This is a genomic window from Oxalobacteraceae sp. CFBP 8761, assembly GCA_014841595.1.
Taxonomy (GTDB): domain Bacteria; phylum Pseudomonadota; class Gammaproteobacteria; order Burkholderiales; family Burkholderiaceae_D; genus Telluria.
On record JACYUE010000001.1, the window covers coordinates 2,647,468 to 2,663,016 of the forward strand.

A 15,549-nucleotide genomic window follows, 5' to 3' on the forward strand; every position below is an offset into this window, starting at 1 on the left:
ATCCTAGCATGCGTTACGGAAAGCCAACTCTTAGTCGAAATCAAATCGTGCATACCATATTTACATCATTCCATAGCTTATTCATCCCAACAAATCAAAATTTGTTAGGATGAACAACATAGATTTCATTCCACAAACAAAATAGAATCGATGATCACCCATGAAGCAATGTTGATATTTTTATGACAATTCTCGTATTATTTTGTCACTACCTGACTGGGCCATTTGTAGTGCAAATAAAAAAGGCTGCATCCGAAAGAATGCAGCCTTGTTTGCGTGGCGCGACGTTGTCGCGCTGATTGTGACGCTTACTTGACGGTGGCGCTGACAGCCCCGCCGGCCGGCGCGACGACCATGTACGGCATCACGCGCGACGCCATCCGCATATCCGTTTTGAGCATGCCCACTTCATCGGCGAGGATGTTGGCCGCCTCTTGCAGCATGACGTCCTTGGCATCCTTGGCCGCCTTCTCTGCTGCCAGCTCTAACTGCAGATTGCGCTCGTCTGCCTGCAGACCGTCATCCTGACGTGGCGCACCGCGCACGGCGACCACCGACTTCTTGGCCTTGGTCGGATCCGGCGCTTCGGCGCGCTTTTCCTTGCTGCCCGGACCGCTGACAGGTTCGTCCGGCGTCGCCGACGTGCCGCCCAGGCGGGCTTCACGCAGCTTCGAGCGGGCATCCTGCGTATCGCGCTCCTTGCGGCGGATGGTCTCGTTCAGCGAAATCACGTTTTCCTTGCGCAGCTTGAGCACTTCGGCAATGTCTTCTTGCAGGAACTGGAAGTCCTTGTCCTTGGCAATACGCGCTTCATGCCGTTGCTGCAGCGGCGCCACCAGTTCTTTCAGGTCGCCCGCCGGCATGTAGGTAGCCGGCTTGATCGCCACCCATGGCAGCGCATTGTCGTACGACGATTCGCCAAAGCTGTCGAGGTCGGTCATGACCGGCAGCTTGATGTCCGGCGTCACGCCGCGCAGCTGCGTGGTGCCGCCATTGATACGGAAGAACTGGGCGATCGTCATCTTCAGCTCGCCGTAGCGGGCTTTTTCACCCGGTGCGAAGCGGTCGAGGTCGATCAGCGTCTGGACCGTGCCCTTGCCGAAGCTCGGCTCGCCAATGACGAGACCGCGACCGTAATCCTGGATCGCCGCCGCGAAAATCTCGGACGCCGAGGCCGAACCACGGTTGATCAGTACGCCCATCGGGCCATCCCACGCCAGCCCGGCCTTGACGTCGCTTTCGACTTCGACGCGGCCTTCTGCCGTGCGCTGCATGACGACCGGGCCCTTGTCGATGAACAGGCCCGTCAGTTCGACAGCCTCGGTCAGCGAACCGCCACCGTTGTTGCGCAGGTCGATCAGGACGTTATCGACTTTTTCTTTCTTGAGCTCGACCAGGATGCGCTCGACGTCGCGCGTGGCGCTGCGGAAGTCTTTTTCACCCTTGCGGCGGCCTTCGAAGTCTTGATAGAAGGTCGGCAGTGCGATCACGCCGATGCGGCGCTCGACGCCGTTTTCCTTGACCTTGATGATCGACTTCTTGGCAGCCTGCTCTTCCATGCTGATCTTGTTGCGGACCATCGACACGCTGACGTGCTTGGCGTCGACGCCGCCGTCGCCCGGAATCACGTCCAGACGGACCGTGGTGCCCTTTTCGCCGCGTACCAGCGCGACGACGTCGTCCAGACGCCAGCCGAGCACGTCGGTGAACGGTGCATTGCCCTGTGCGACGCCGACGATGCGGTCGCCAACCTTGAGCTTGCCGGACTTTTCAGCCGGGCTGCCAGGCACGACTTCGCGGATGATCGTGTAGTCATCGCGCGACTGCAGCACGCAGCCGATGCCTTCGAGCGACAGGCGCATCGCGATATCGAAGTTGTCGGCCGAGCGCGGGCCAAGATAGTTGGTGTGCGGCTCGATGGCGGTGGCATACGCGTTCATGAACATCTGGAACACGTCTTCGTTGTTCAGCTTGCCAATGCGGTTGACGTAGTTCTCGTAGCGCTTGTCGAGCGTTTCGCGGATCGATTTATCGTCCTTGCCGGCAAGCTTGAGGCGCAGCCAGTCGTTCTTGACGCGCTTGCGCCACAGATCGTGGATTTCATCTTCGCTCTTGGCCCACGATGCTTTTTCGCGGTCCAGCTGCATCGTTTCTTCGGTCGAGAAGTCGAAGTTGCCCTTGAGCAGACTACGCGCGTACGCCATGCGTTCGCCGAAGCGCTTCTGATACATGTTGTAGATCGAGAATGGCGCGCTCAGGTCTTCGTTGTTGATGGCGTCGTCCATCTTCGTGCGCAGGGCGCCGAAGCTGTCGAGGTCAGCCTGCACGAAGTACAGTTTTTCGCTGTCGAGGCCTTCGAAGTATTTATCGAAAATCTTGGCCGACATGGCGTCGTCGAGAGGGACCGGGCTGTAGTGGTAGCGGCCCAGCACGCGCGAGGCCCACAGCGCGGCCTGGGTCTGGGCGGCGATCGGCTTCATGTCGGCTGGAATGGCCGGGGTGGCGGATTTGCCGGCGGGCTTGGCAGCAGACTTCGCCGAATCGGCGGGCTTGGCCGGAGCCGGTGGCGTTGCGACGGCAGCGGATTTCTCGGGCTGCGCGGTCACCACATGGGCGGACATGGCAAACGCCATGGCGGCGAGGAGCACGTGCTTCTTCATTCTGCGATTCTCCGAACGGGATTCCTGTTGCGGTTGCGGCATGGCGCAAGGCAAACCTGCCATACCGCGCTTTTCGTTTCATTCTACAGGTAGATCGGCGCGCAAGCGGCAGCCTGACCCGTTTGCGGCACCGCAAATACTGACAATTAAGGTTGCCGTAAGCCTGCCCACGCTCCCTGTATTTACCCTTTGACAAGCATCAATAGCGTGTCGCCGTAATACCAGAGCAAACCGACCAGGACCAGCAGCGGCGCCCATGGCCACGACCGCGCAGCAAGCTTCCAGTCGACAGGCGACGGCCAGAACGACAGGAACTGCGGCGCGAGAAACACCATCAACGCCAGGTCGACCGGCTCGAAGGCCAGCCCACGACGCGTGCGCCACCAGGCCACGCCCAGCGGCACGAACAGCACCAGGAGCGGCGCCAGCGCAGCCGGCGCCGCGTTGTACCAGCGCAGGTTGGCAAACGTGACCGAGCCCAGTTCCCAGTTGTGCCCACCTGCCTTGCTGCCCTTGGCCCGCTTGATGCGGCGCGGCAGCACGCTCATCCCGACCGGTTCGGCATTGGTGAGCAGGCCCACGGAGAAATGGGCCAGTTCGTGGCACAGTGTGCCGGCAGCGGTGAACACGAAAAAGACAGGGTGCGCGGCCGAGGCGATCCACAGCAGGAACGCCAGCGCGGCCGACGGCATCAGATAGATGAGGATGTCGAGCGATGATGCCGCCATGGCGCAGGCGGCGGCGGGAAGCCAGGCGCTGCAGCCGCCGAGCATCGCGTCAGCGTGCGTAGAAGCAGCGCCCGCACGCCTGGCGGTAGCTTTCGTTGCCGCCGATACTGACCTGCTCGCCTTCGCGGATACGGCGGCCCTGCTCGTCGACGCGGATATTCATCGTCGCCTTCTTGCCGCAGGTGCAGATGTTCTTGATTTCCTCGATATCGTCGGCCAGCGCCAGCAGATAGGCCGAGCCGGGGAATGGCTCGCCGCGAAAATCGCTGCGCAGGCCGTAGCAGATCACGGGCACGCCGCGCAGCTGGGCCAGCTGGTGCAGCTGGCTGACCTGGGCCGCTGTCAAGAATTGCGACTCGTCCACCAGCAGGCAGGCCACGTTCTCGACCTGGTCAAGAAAGTTGGTGTCTGCGTGAAAGACTTCGGCCGGCCGCTGCGCGCCCAGGCGCGACGTGATCACGCCAACGCCGTAGCGGTTGTCGATGGCTGCCGTGTAGAGCTTGACCTGCTGGCCCTGCTCTTCGTAGTTGTGCGCGACCTGTAACAGGGCCGTCGATTTGCCGGCGTTCATCGCCGAGTACCTGAAATAAAGTTTGGCCACTGCCCTGTCCTGCCTGTCTATCCAATGCGACGAAGGCTGCGATTATAGCGTGCCGGCAACGTACGCCGCCAGCCAATCGCGGCCCCATCGTCAATTGCCCGGATGGTATTTCCGCTCGAGATTGCGCTCGATATCTTCCTTGTAGAACAGCACGTCCTTGAACTCGCCGCGCGCATACATGGCGGCCTGATCGTTAAAGTGCGGCGAACGGGGATCGCTGCTCTGGCCGCCGGCCAGGATGCTCTTGGCGCGCACCTTCGGGCCGAACTCGACGGCAGCGACAAAGCTGTTGCCGCGGTCACCATAGATGCGCTTTGTCGTCTGTTTGGCCGTCATGCCGAACGATGCCAGCGAACCCCAGTTGGCCGATGTGAACGGTACGGGAATGCTGGGCTTGCTGTCGTCGTATTGCTGGTCGACCGCGCCCGACAGGCGCTGGAAGCGGTTGATCTCGCCCCATGGCGTGCGCCAGTCGCCGAAGTCGGCCGTCAGTTTCTCCGACGCGCGCAGCAAGCCGTCGAGCCGGTCCGCCGGGGTCAGGCGCTGGGCGATGTAGTCGACCGGCGGGATCGTCTCCAGTTTTGCGCGTGCGCCGTGCTGCGCCACCAGGTCCTGGCCCCAATACACGGCCAGCGACGTGGGGACCGAGTCGATGGCGTAGCGCATGTTCCAGCTGCGCAGCGCGTCGATCTGTTCGGCCAGCGCCGCCTTGCGCGGGTCTTCCGGCGGCAAGGCGTCGTAGTCGGCAATGACGGCCGGCACGAGCGGCTCGAACGCCTGCAGGCGCGTGTCGTACGAGGCCGCGATCAGGCTGTCGATGTCGAGCCCCTTGGCCTCCTTGAATACGCGCGCGGCATTGCGGCCACGCGCATTCTCGGGCAGCGACCACATATACGACGGGTAGCTCGCACACTTGGGACTGCTCACGCCAGCTGCCGTGCAGGGCCAGTTGTTGGTATTGAAGATGTAGCCGCTGGCCGGGTTGAACAGCGTTATGGTCTCGTCGATCTCGTGCAGGCGCTGCCATTCGTTGGCGGGATTGCTGCCGTCCACCGGACGGGTCCAGTCCACGCGCGGGTCGCGTTTCGGGATGAAGTTGCCGTGGAAGTAAGCGATATTGCCCTTCGCATCGGCATACACGGTGTTGTTGGACGAATTGGTGCGAAGCTCCATGGCCTTGTAGAACGCGCTGTAGTCGCGCGCCTTGGTGCGGGTATACGACTGGGTCAGCGCATTGAGCGGGTCGTCCATCAGCTTGACCGACACCCACTTGCCGCCCTCGGCGCGCACGACCGGGCCGTGGTGCGTGAAGTAGGCGGTGACGCTGCGGCTGGCCATCGTCCCATCCGGCATCTTGTACGGCAGCGCAATCGCGACCTTGCGCATCGGCGCTTCGTGCTTGCCGTATTTATAGAAGTACTCGCCGTTACGGTCGACGACCGTTTCCAGGTATTCGTCGATGACGTCGCCACCGCCGGACGTGTGCATCCAGCCCAGCTTGTCGTTGAAGCCCTGGTAGATGAAGAACTGGCCCCAGGTCACGGCGCCATAGGCATTCAGGCCCTCTTCGCTGATCATGTGCACTTCGGGGCGGAAGTAGAACGATGTGTGCGGGTTGATCATCAACAGCGCGCGGCCATTGGCGCTCAGTTTCGGCGCGATGGCAAAGCCGTTCGAGCCGCGCGGTTCGGGGGCGAAGCCGCGCGGGTCGTGGCGTTTGAGATCCAATTGCGCATTCAGTTGCGCCACTGCCGGGCGCTTGCCATAGAACGCGGCCAGGTCGGCCAGCTCGATCGATTCGATGTCGCCACCGATACTGCCTTCGCTGAACGTGAGCGCCATCCACGGCTCGAAATGGGTCAGGAGCTTCGGCTTGACCTCGGGATGCGTGTACAGGTAGTAGTTCAGGCCATCGGCAAACGCCTTCATCAGGTTCTGCAGCCAGGCCGGACTGGCGGCATATTGCGCCTGCATGGCGGCCGGCTGCACGTACAGCTTCATGCGCAGATCGCGCCAGATCTCGGCCTCGCCCTCGACTTCGGCCAGGCGCCCCATCGCATTGATGTAATTGAGCTCGATGCGGTTGAAGTCGTCCTCGGCCTGTGCGTACAGCGTGCCGAACACGGTATCGGCATCGGTGCGGCCAAACACGTGCGGAATGCCCCACTTGTCGCGCATGATCGTCACGCGCTCGGCCGCAGCCTTCCAGCGCGCGACCGTGGCCGCGCTCGGCGCAGCTTGCGCGCTGGTAGCGACGATCGGTGTCTTCCTGGGCGCAACGGCAAACGATGGCGCAGCGGCGCCGATCAGGAGCAAGCCGAGCAATGCCGGCGTGAACGAACGTGACGTGGGCATACGGGCGGACTCCTTCAGGGCGTGGCGAGGTTCAGTCGGCGCCGAGACCGGCGTTGACGAGGCGTTGTTTGAGGCGTTCGTTTTCGGTCAGCAGCGTGGCCAGGCGATCTTTCATCGCCGCGCGTTCGCTGCGCAGCGTGACCAGCTCGTCGGCCGGATCGATCACTTCTTTCTCTTTGCGCGGGCGGGCCGCACTTTTCTGTTCGCGCACCTGGCGCGCGGCCTGCTGCAATTCCTTGCGTCCGCCGGCCACGGCGGCCAGTTGCGCCGATTCGGGCAGCTGCGCCACATTGGCGGCGGCATTGATCGAGATGGTGCCGGTGCGCACCGCTTCGCGCAGCTCGGGGGTGGCGGCCTTCTGGATGCGCTCGATCTGGCTGATCGTATTGCTCGACACACGCGCCGCACGCGCGACATCTTCGCGCGTATTCCATGGCGGCGAGGCAGGGTCAAGCGCCGCGTCGGCATCGCTACCCTCATCGGCGGGACGCTCGGCCACGCGGGCCGAGACGATCTCTTTCTTCTTCAGCGCCAGCACGCCGCGCTGGAAGTCCGATACGCTGCGGCGCGCCAGGTGGTTATCGATCATCCACAGCATGACGTCTTCGATCGATTCGAACGTGTTGTTGTGGACGGTGCGGAACGGGATGCCGTGCTTCTGGCACAGTTCATAGCGATTGTGGCCGTCGATCAGCGTATCGCGCCAGAGTACCAATGCATCGCGGCAACCTTCGGCCAAGAGGCTGCGCTCGAGCGCGGCTTGTTCGATCGGGCTGAGTGGATCGACGAAAGAGCGCAATTCGTCGTTGATCGTGATATTCAATTCGGGTCCTTGCATGTCGTGCTGGGGAGTGTCGTGGTGCGGCGGCGGCATTGAGGTGCCGCATGGCATGCTACACCATACAGACGAGACCGCTGAGCTGCGCTTGCCCTGCCTGGATGGTTGGGGGTTGCGCGCCAGGGTTCGTGCATCGGCGCTGTGGAGCGCCGGGATCATTCGTGGTGCGGGCAGCCGGAATCGAACCGGCACGCCTCACGGCGGCAGATTTTAAGTCTGATGCGTCTACCAATTTCGCCATGCCCGCGCCGCCCGGATTGTACTACGTGGAGCAACTCGGGTGTTAGTGGCTGAGCTACGCCGCCGGATATAAACACATACTCTCAACATGGCTATTACACCAAAGTGCTTCAGGTTTCAAGGGAGCGCGGCCTTCACGCGAGCTGACATAAAATCAACGCATTAACTTGTCATTTCTTTTCGCCTGGGTGGCGCCCTCGTATCGACGCCAACGCCACGGTGAACAACGTACTGTATAGAAGGAACTTCCAAACATGGAACAATTCAGGGAAATCAAGCTGTCCCGGCGCGATGTATTGATCGCCGGCGCGGTATCGGCCTCGGCCGTGGCAATGCCGGGCGCAAACGCGCAAACGGCCGCCAACGCCCCGGCCGCCAACCCGGAGCCGGTCAAGGTCGGCGTCTCCTTCAACGTCAACGGCAAGGATGTCACGCTCGAACTCGACACGCGCACGACGCTGCTCGACGCGCTGCGTGAGCATCTGCACCTGACCGGCTCGAAAAAAGGCTGCGACCAGGGCCAGTGCGGCGCCTGCACCATCATCATGGATGGCCGCCGCATCAACTCGTGCCTGTCGCTGGCGATCATGCACGACGGCGCCAAGATCACGACGATCGAAGGTCTCGGCACGCCGGACAAACTGCACCCGATGCAGGCTGCCTTCGTCAAGCACGACGGCTACCAGTGCGGGTACTGTACCCCGGGCCAGATCTGTGCCAGCGTGTCGGTGATCGAAGAAATTCGCGCCGGCATGCCGAGCCACGTCACGGCCGACCTCAACGCCAAGCCACAGATGACCGTGGAAGAAATCCGTGAGCGCATGAGCGGCAATATCTGCCGATGTGGCGCCTACTCCAACATCATCGATGCCATCAAGGAAGTGGGAGGGGTCAAAGCATGAAGGTCTTTACTTACCAACGCGCCACCACGCCTGCACAGGCAGCGCAGACCGTGGCCCGCACACCAGGCGCACGTTTCATCGCCGGCGGCACCAACCTGCTCGACCTGATGAAGCTCGAGATCGAAACGCCGGGCGCCCTGGTCGACGTCAATAAACTGGGCTTCGACAAGATCGAGCCCACTGCCAACGGCGGCCTGCGCATCGGCGCCTTCGTGCGCAACACCGATCTGGCATCCGACCCGCGCGTGCGCAAGGACTACGCCGTGCTGTCGCGCGCCCTGCTGTCGGGCGCGTCGACCCAGTTGCGCAACAAGGCAACGACGTCGGGCAACCTGCTGCAGCGCACCCGCTGCTCGTACTTCTACGACACCGCGCAAAAGTGCAACAAACGCCAGCCGGGCAGCGGTTGCGCCGCCATCGGCGGCTTCACGCGCAACCTGGCCGTGGTCGGCACGAGCGACGCCTGCATCGCCACGCACCCGAGCGACATGGCGGTTGCCATGCGCCTGCTGGATGCCGAGGTCGAAACCGTGCGCGCCGATGGCAGCAAGCGCACGATCCCGATCGCCGATTTCCACCGCCTGCCGGGCAACACCCCGCACATCGAAACGGTGCTGGAACCAGGTGAGCTGATCACGTATGTGACGCTGCCGAAGCCGCTGGGCGGCGTGCACGCGTACAAGAAAGTCCGTGACCGCGCATCGTATGCGTTCGCGCTGGTGTCGGTTGCCACCGTGATCCTGCCGGACGGCAGCGGCCGCGTGGCTGTTGGCGGCGTGGCCCACAAGCCATGGCGCGTCGAAGCCGCCGAGCAGCAGATGGGCGCGGGCGCCAAGGCCGTGGCCGACCGCCTGATGGCCGGCGCCAAGACCACCGAAGAGAATGCCTTCAAGGTTCCTTTGGTTCACCGTATTTTGGCCGCAGCAATGCAAGACGCAAAGAAAGCCTAAGCCATGAAATTCCTGACTCCAGCAACCACCAATCCGATTGACCGCATGCGCTATGTCGGTCAGCCGACCAACCGCATCGACGGCAAACTCAAGACCACCGGCACCGCACCGTACGCGTACGAGCATCACAAGGAAGTACCGAACGCCGCCCAAGGCTTCGTCGTGGGCTCCGGTATCGCTAAAGGCCGCATCGCATCGATCGACATCGAGGCTGCGCGCCGCGCACCGGGCGTACTGGCTGTTGTCACGGCCGAGAACGCCGGCAAACTGGGCAAGGGCGACATGAACACCGCCCACCTGCTGGCCGGCCCGAACATCCAGCACTATCACCAGGCCGTCGCGCTGGTGGTGGCGGAAACGTTCGAGCAGGCGCGCGCCGCCGCCGGCCTGGTCAAGGTCAACTACACGGTCCAGAAGGGTCGCTTCGACCTGGACGCCGAAAAAGGCAACGCCGTCAAACCGACCGGCGAACAGGATCCGCCGGATACCAAGACGGGCAACTTCGCGCGCGGTTTCGAGACCTCGCCTGTCAAGCTCGACGCCACCTACCACACGCCGGACCAGTCGCACGCGATGATGGAGCCGCATGCCTCGACCGCCTTCTGGGAAGGCGACAAGGTCACGGTCTACACGTCGAACCAGATGATCGCCTGGTGCCGCAGCGACCTGGCAAAGACGCTGGCCATCCCGAAAGAAAAAGTGCGCGTGGTCTCGCCGTATGTCGGCGGCGGCTTCGGCTCGAAGCTGTTCCTGCGCGCCGATGCACTGCTGGCAGCCCTGGGCGCGCGCGCGGCCAAACGGCCAGTCAAGGTCTCGCTGCATCGTCACCTGATCTTCAACAACACGACGCACCGCCCGGCAACGATCCAGCGCATCCGCATCGGCGCCGGTCGTGACGGCCGCATCATGGCCATCGGCCACGAAACCTGGAACGGCAACCTGCCAAAAGGCAGCGCCGAAGTGGCGACGGCGCAAACGCGTCTGCTGTACGCCGGCGCCGATCGCATGACCACCACCCGCGTGGCCGAGCTCGATCTGCCCGAAGGCAATGCGATGCGCGCACCGGGCGAAGCGCCGGGCATGATGGCGCTCGAAGTGGCGATGGACGAGATGGCCGAAAAGCTGAACATGGACCCGGTCCAGTTCCGCATCCTGAACGACACCAAGGTCGATCCGGAAAAGCCGATCCGCAAGTTTTCGGAGCGCCGCTACATCGAGTGCATGCGCATGGGCGCCGACAAGTTCGGCTGGGCCAAGCGCAATGCCAAGCCGGGCCAGGTCCGTGAAGGCCGCTGGCTGATCGGCCATGGCGTGGCGTCTGCCTTCCGTAACAGCCCGGTGATGAAATCGGGCGCGCGCGTCAAGCTGGGCACGGATGGTCGCGTGACGGTGGAAACCGACATGACCGATATCGGTACCGGCAGCTACACGATCATTGCGCAGACCACGGCCGAAATGCTGGGCGTGCCGCTGGACCGTATCGATGTGCGCCTGGGCGACTCGGACTTCCCGGCATCGTCGGGTTCGGGTGGCCAGTGGGGCGCCAATAGCGCGACCTCGGGCGTGTACGCAGCCTGCGTCAAGCTGCGCGAGCAGGTCGCGGCCAAGCTGGGCGTGAAGGAAGCCGACGCCGAATTCGTCGACGGCACCGTGCGCGTGGGCGGCAACAGCCAGCCACTGATCAAGGCAGCGGCGGGTGGTGAGCTGGTGGGCGAAGACACGATCGAATTCACCGGCGGTCTGGACAAGAAAAACCAGCTGTCGACGTTCGGCGCGCACTTCGTCGAAGTCGCGGTCGATTCGGTCACGGGCGAAACGCGCGTGCGCCGCATGCTGGCCGTGTGCGCAGCAGGCCGTATCCTGAACCCGATGCAGGCACGCAGCCAGGTCATCGGCGGCATGACGATGGGTATCGGCGGCGCGCTGATGGAGCACCTGGTGGTCGACAAGCGCCTGGGCTTCTTCGCCAACCACGACATGGCGACCTACGAGGTGCCGGTGCACGCCGACGTGCCGCACCAGGAAGTCATCTTCCTGAAGGAAGAAGATGAAATCTCATCGCCAATGAAGGCCAAGGGCATCGGCGAGCTGGGTCTGTGCGGTGTTGCTGCGGCCGTTGCCAACGCAATCTACAACGCGACCGGCGTGCGTGTGCGCGAGTATCCGATCACGCTCGACAAGCTGATCGAAAAGATGCCACTGTCGGTTTGATGGTCTTTTGAAGTGCCCGTGGCGGCGGCATGATGCCGTTCGCCACCTTGCCCTCGTGGCCCCGTCCCTGGCGGCCACGAGGCGCTCCCCTCTTTTTTCCGGTGCACCGAACCCCTCCCCCGCGCCATGCGGAGGCGAACAAAGGCCGAGCCCATGAAATTCAATACCCCCGCTACTACCAATCCCATCGACACGCTGCGCCACGTCGGCAAGCCGTACGACCGTGTCGATGGCCCGCTCAAGTGCACCGGCCAGGCACCGTATGCCTATGAACACCACGCCGCCGTACCGGGCGCCGCCCACGGCGTGATGGTCGGCGCCACAATCGCCAAGGGCACGATCGCGAGTATTGACGATGCAGCCGCCCGCCGCGCGCCCGGTGTGCTGGCGGTGGTTACCGCAGCCAACGCCGGCACACTGGGCAAGGGACAGAAGAACACCGCCCTGCTCCTGGGCGGGCCCGAGGTCATGCACTACCATCAGGCCGTCGCCCTCGTGGTGGCCGAGACGTTCGAGCAGGCGCGCGCCGCCGCCCATCTGGTCAGGATCAGCTACCGCGAGGCCAAGGGCAGCTTCGATCTGGCCAGCGTCAAGGACACGGGCGTGCCGCCCAAGCCCGAGCGTGACTATCCGCCCGACACCCGCGTTGGCGACTTCGAACGCATGTTCGACAGTGCCCCCGTCAAGCTCGACGCCACCTACACGACGCCCGACCAGGCGCACGCGATGATGGAACCGCATGCGACCACCGCGCGCTGGGACGGCGACAAGCTCACGGTGTGGACGTCGACCCAGATGGTCGACTGGTGCCGCACCGATCTGGCCAAGACACTCAACATCAACAAGGACAAGGTGCGCGTCGTCTCGCCTTACATTGGCGGCGGCTTCGGCGGCAAGCTGTTCCTGCGCACCGACGCGGTGCTGGCCGCGCTGGGTGCCCGCGCCGCCGGCCGCCCCGTGAAGGTGGCCTTGCAGCGCCACCAGATCTTCAACAACACGACGCACCGGCCGAAGACGATCCAGCGGCTGCGTATCGGCGTGGGCCGCGATGGCCGCATCCAGGCCATCGGCCATGAAACATGGAACGGCAACCTCCCGGGTGGCCGGCCCGAGGTCGCCACGCAGCAAACGCGCCTGCTGTACGCGGGTGCGCACCGGATGACGACGACCCGCCTGGCCGTGCTGGATCTGCCAGAGAGCAATTCGATGCGCGCGCCAGGCGAGGCGCCGGGCCTGATGGCCCTGGAAATCGCGATGGATGAACTGGCCGAGAAGCTCGGGATGGACCCGGTGCAGCTGCGCATCCTGAACGACACGAAGGTCGACCCGGAAAAGCCGAACCGTCCGTTTTCCGAGCGGCGTCTGGTCGACTGCCTGCGCACCGGGGCCGAACGCTTCGGCTGGAAGGCGCGCAATGCCAAACCGGCCCAGGTCCGTGAGGGCCAGTGGCTGATCGGCCACGGCGTCGCGGCGGCCTTTCGCAACAGCCCCGTGGTCAAGTCGGCCGCCCGCGTGCGCCTTGGCACGGATGGCATCCTGACCGTCGAAACGGACATGACCGACATCGGTACCGGCAGCTACACGATCATCGCGCAGACGGCCGCCGAAATGCTGGGCTTGCCGCTCGAGCGCGTGAAGGTGAAGCTGGGCGACTCGGACTTTCCCGTGTCCGCCGGCTCGGGCGGCCAGTTCGGCGCCAACAGTGCAACGGCCGGCGTGTACGCGGCCTGCGTCAAGCTGCGCGAACAGATTGCCGCCAGGTTGACCATGACGGACCCGGTGTTTGCCGACGGCACCGTGCGCGCTGGCGGCGCCAGCCAGCCGCTGGCCAAGGCGGCCGAGGGGGGCGAACTGGTGGCCGAAGATGTCATCGAATTCGGCGAGCTGGCAAAAAAGAACCAGCTCTCCACCTTCGGCGCGCATTTCGTCGAAGTCGCGGTCGATTCAGTCACGGGCGAGACGCGCGTGCGGCGCATGCTGGCCGTCTGCGCGGCAGGCCGCATCTTGAATCCGAAGTCGGCACGCAGCCAGGTCATTGGCTCGATGACGATGGGTGTGGGCGGCGCGCTGATGGAGCACCTGGTGGTCGACAAGCGCCTGGGCTTCTTTGCCAACCACGACATGGCGACCTACGAGGTGCCCGTGCATGCCGACATCCCGCATCAGGACGTGATCTTCCTCGATGAAGAAGACGAGTATTCGTCGCCGATGAAGGCCAAGGGTGTGGGTGAACTGGGGCTGTGCGGCGTGGCGGCAGCGATTGCCAATGCGGTCTACAACGCCACTGGCGTGCGGGTGCGCGAGTATCCTGTCACGCTGGACAAGCTGCTGGAGAAGATGCCGCTGCCGGTCTAGTGTCGCCATCGGCCACGACGCAGTTGCGGCCGCCATCCTTGGCGGCATACAGCGCCGCGTCCGCAGCGTCGATCAGCGTGGCTTCGTCAGTCTGGCGGCCGGGCCCGAACGCGGCCACACCCACGCTGACCGTCACGTGGCGGTAGACCGCGGCCGGGGCGTGCGGCAGGTTCAACGCAGCGATGTGGGCGCGAATGCGCTCGGCCATCGCCCGCGCCTGTTCAAGCGTGGTGTCGGGCAGGATCGCCGCGAATTCTTCGCCACCATAGCGCGCGGCCAGATCGGCGGGCCGCTTCAGGATGCCTGCAATCTCCTGTGCCACGCGGATCAGGCACGTGTCGCCGTCCTGGTGACCGAAATGGTCGTTATAGGCCTTGAACGTATCGATATCGAACATCAGCAGCGCGAGTGGGGTGTCGCCACGCCGGGCGCGCCGCAGCTCGCGCGCCAGCGTGGCGTCGAACTGGCGGCGGTTGGCGATGCCGGTCAGGCCGTCGATGAACGAGCGCGCCCGCATGGCCTCGGCGTGCTCCAGCAGACGGCGCTCGCGTTCGGCGGTATCGCTGATGTCGCGGATTTCAATAAGGCAAAACCGTTGGCCCACGTCGTCGAACGGCGTGACTGCCACCGCCTGGTCGATCAGATCGCCGTCGAAGCTGCCGGCCGGCCGTAGAGGAAAAGGGTTGCGGTTGCCGGCGTCGGGCACATGGGTGGTGACCGTACCGTCGGTCAGCGCCGCCTGCACGGCGGCTTCGACGCACGAGCCGCGCAGAACGGGAAACACCTCGATCAGGGGATGGCCCACGACGCGTGCCGCGCCGCGCCCGCAGCGCTGCACCAGCCAGCCATTCCAGTGGACGATACAGGCCTGCGCGTCGAGCACGATCACGCCGCAATCGACGAGATCGAGCACGCGCGATACGAGTCCGATTGCCAAACCCGGCGTTGGCGTCGTCACCCCGTCAGGCTTGCTGGCCGAGCATGTGCCAGGCCATGGCGCAGCAGAGAATCACGACGCAGCACAGCAGGCCGTAGACGAAGATGCGCATCGACGTGGCCAGGCCGGTCACGGCGCGGTTGGCGTTATCGCCGAGCTTGCCGCGCTTGCGCGCGCTGTTCATCAGCATCGAGAAGAAGATGAACAGCGTTGCGCAAATCAGGACGACTTTCATGACAGCCTTTGTCGACTAGGTACGCACGGCCACGAGCACGAGCGCCACGACCGACAGCAGGCCAGACAGCGCTGCGGTCGCGCCCATCCACGTCATCTTCTGGCGCTGGGCATCCATCTTGGCGATGAGCTGCGCATTCTGGTCGGCCAGATTGGCGATAATCTCGGACGCCGAACGCATCTGGTTACGCAGATCGGTGATTTCGGCATCATTGCGCTCGACGCTGCGGATCAGGATATCGAACACGTCTTCTTCTTGCCCTGCCATCCCGGGCGCCACGCCCATTGGCTCGTCGGGCATGCCCTGCCGGTTGCGGTTGACCGTGTCCCACAGCCGCCGCGCGCCATTTGCCACCTGCGGCGCTGCGCTGATGACGTCGCTCCAGGGAACCGTTCTCAATACTGTCCACCAACCTGCTGCCATACCTGCTCCTCATCAATCGTTGTATTCCTGAGCATACCATTGCGGCGTGCTGCGGCCAAATGCCACACGCGTCGCGCGTCGGCAAACGCAGTGCGACGCGCCCGGCCGCGTTGC

General features: G+C 63.9%; 12 protein-coding genes and 1 tRNA gene. 4 read left to right on the forward strand and 9 right to left on the reverse strand.

The features are described from left to right. Nucleotides 1-308: 308 nt before the first annotated feature. The 6 genes from IFU00_11480 to IFU00_11505 form a co-directional block, all read right to left on the reverse strand. Complete coding sequence (locus IFU00_11480; GenBank protein ID MBD8542905.1) at nucleotides 309-2,621, reverse strand: carboxy terminal-processing peptidase; 2,313 nt, start codon at nucleotides 2,619-2,621, stop codon at nucleotides 309-311. Between the two features lie 221 nt (nucleotides 2,622-2,842). After that, complete coding sequence (locus tag IFU00_11485; protein MBD8542906.1) at nucleotides 2,843-3,388, reverse strand: hypothetical protein; 546 nt, start codon at nucleotides 3,386-3,388, stop codon at nucleotides 2,843-2,845. Nucleotides 3,389-3,437: 49 nt separating this feature from the next. Continuing rightward, a complete protein-coding gene (locus IFU00_11490; GenBank protein ID MBD8542907.1) occupies nucleotides 3,438-3,989 on the reverse strand; it encodes a thymidine kinase in 552 nt (183 codons plus the stop codon). A gap of 90 nt (nucleotides 3,990-4,079) precedes the next feature. Beyond that, complete coding sequence (locus tag IFU00_11495; protein ID MBD8542908.1) at nucleotides 4,080-6,344, reverse strand: penicillin acylase family protein; 2,265 nt, start codon at nucleotides 6,342-6,344, stop codon at nucleotides 4,080-4,082. A gap of 31 nt (nucleotides 6,345-6,375) precedes the next feature. Then, nucleotides 6,376-7,167: a hypothetical protein gene (locus IFU00_11500; protein ID MBD8542909.1), complete on the reverse strand. Its 792-nt coding sequence runs from the start codon at nucleotides 7,165-7,167 to the stop codon at nucleotides 6,376-6,378. A gap of 177 nt (nucleotides 7,168-7,344) precedes the next feature. Further along, nucleotides 7,345-7,429: transfer RNA gene (locus tag IFU00_11505), tRNA-Leu, on the reverse strand. Nucleotides 7,430-7,676: 247 nt separating this feature from the next. Here IFU00_11505 and paoA point away from each other — a divergent pair. From paoA to IFU00_11525, 4 genes are all read left to right on the forward strand, one after another. Beyond that, a complete protein-coding gene (paoA, locus tag IFU00_11510) occupies nucleotides 7,677-8,324 on the forward strand; it encodes an aldehyde dehydrogenase iron-sulfur subunit (GenBank protein ID MBD8542910.1) in 648 nt (215 codons plus the stop codon). Beyond that, nucleotides 8,321-9,274: a xanthine dehydrogenase family protein subunit M gene (locus tag IFU00_11515; protein MBD8542911.1), complete on the forward strand. Its 954-nt coding sequence runs from the start codon at nucleotides 8,321-8,323 to the stop codon at nucleotides 9,272-9,274. The genes paoA and IFU00_11515 overlap by 4 nt, the downstream gene beginning before the upstream one ends. Nucleotides 9,275-9,277: 3 nt before the next feature. Beyond that, nucleotides 9,278-11,485, forward strand: coding sequence for a xanthine dehydrogenase family protein molybdopterin-binding subunit (locus tag IFU00_11520; protein MBD8542912.1), 2,208 nt, complete (start codon nucleotides 9,278-9,280; stop codon nucleotides 11,483-11,485). A gap of 153 nt (nucleotides 11,486-11,638) precedes the next feature. Continuing rightward, nucleotides 11,639-13,840 (forward strand): xanthine dehydrogenase family protein molybdopterin-binding subunit, encoded by a 2,202-nt coding sequence (locus IFU00_11525; GenBank protein ID MBD8542913.1) that lies wholly within the window; start codon nucleotides 11,639-11,641, stop codon nucleotides 13,838-13,840. Here IFU00_11525 and IFU00_11530 read toward each other — a convergent pair. From IFU00_11530 to IFU00_11540, 3 genes are read right to left on the reverse strand one after another with little or no spacing between them, the layout of a single operon-like run. Then, nucleotides 13,797-14,798 (reverse strand): GGDEF domain-containing protein, encoded by a 1,002-nt coding sequence (locus tag IFU00_11530; protein ID MBD8542914.1) that lies wholly within the window; start codon nucleotides 14,796-14,798, stop codon nucleotides 13,797-13,799. The genes IFU00_11525 and IFU00_11530 overlap by 44 nt on opposite strands. A 4-nt stretch (nucleotides 14,799-14,802) precedes the next feature. Continuing rightward, entirely contained in the window at nucleotides 14,803-15,012 is a 210-nt protein-coding gene (locus IFU00_11535) for a hypothetical protein (protein MBD8542915.1), read from the reverse strand. A 15-nt stretch (nucleotides 15,013-15,027) separates the two neighbouring features. Beyond that, on the reverse strand, nucleotides 15,028-15,435 hold the full coding sequence (locus tag IFU00_11540) for a hypothetical protein (protein ID MBD8542916.1): 408 nt from the start codon (nucleotides 15,433-15,435) through the stop codon (nucleotides 15,028-15,030). Between the last annotated feature and the right edge of the window lie 114 nt (nucleotides 15,436-15,549).

Excerpts from the sequence above, each read along its gene's own strand:
- IFU00_11485 (MBD8542906.1), bottom strand. The coding sequence starts at position 3,388 with ATGGCGGCATCATCGCTCGACATCCTCATCTATCTGATGCCGTCGGCC.
- IFU00_11535 (MBD8542915.1), bottom strand. The coding sequence starts at position 15,012 with ATGAAAGTCGTCCTGATTTGCGCAACGCTGTTCATCTTCTTCTCGATG.
- IFU00_11495 (MBD8542908.1), bottom strand. The coding sequence starts at position 6,344 with ATGCCCACGTCACGTTCGTTCACGCCGGCATTGCTCGGCTTGCTCCTG.
- paoA (MBD8542910.1), top strand. The coding sequence starts at position 7,677 with ATGGAACAATTCAGGGAAATCAAGCTGTCCCGGCGCGATGTATTGATC.
- IFU00_11520 (MBD8542912.1), top strand. The coding sequence starts at position 9,278 with ATGAAATTCCTGACTCCAGCAACCACCAATCCGATTGACCGCATGCGC.
- IFU00_11480 (MBD8542905.1), bottom strand. The coding sequence starts at position 2,621 with ATGTCCGCCCATGTGGTGACCGCGCAGCCCGAGAAATCCGCTGCCGTC.
- IFU00_11525 (MBD8542913.1), top strand. The coding sequence starts at position 11,639 with ATGAAATTCAATACCCCCGCTACTACCAATCCCATCGACACGCTGCGC.
- IFU00_11540 (MBD8542916.1), bottom strand. The coding sequence starts at position 15,435 with ATGGCAGCAGGTTGGTGGACAGTATTGAGAACGGTTCCCTGGAGCGAC.
- IFU00_11515 (MBD8542911.1), top strand. The coding sequence starts at position 8,321 with ATGAAGGTCTTTACTTACCAACGCGCCACCACGCCTGCACAGGCAGCG.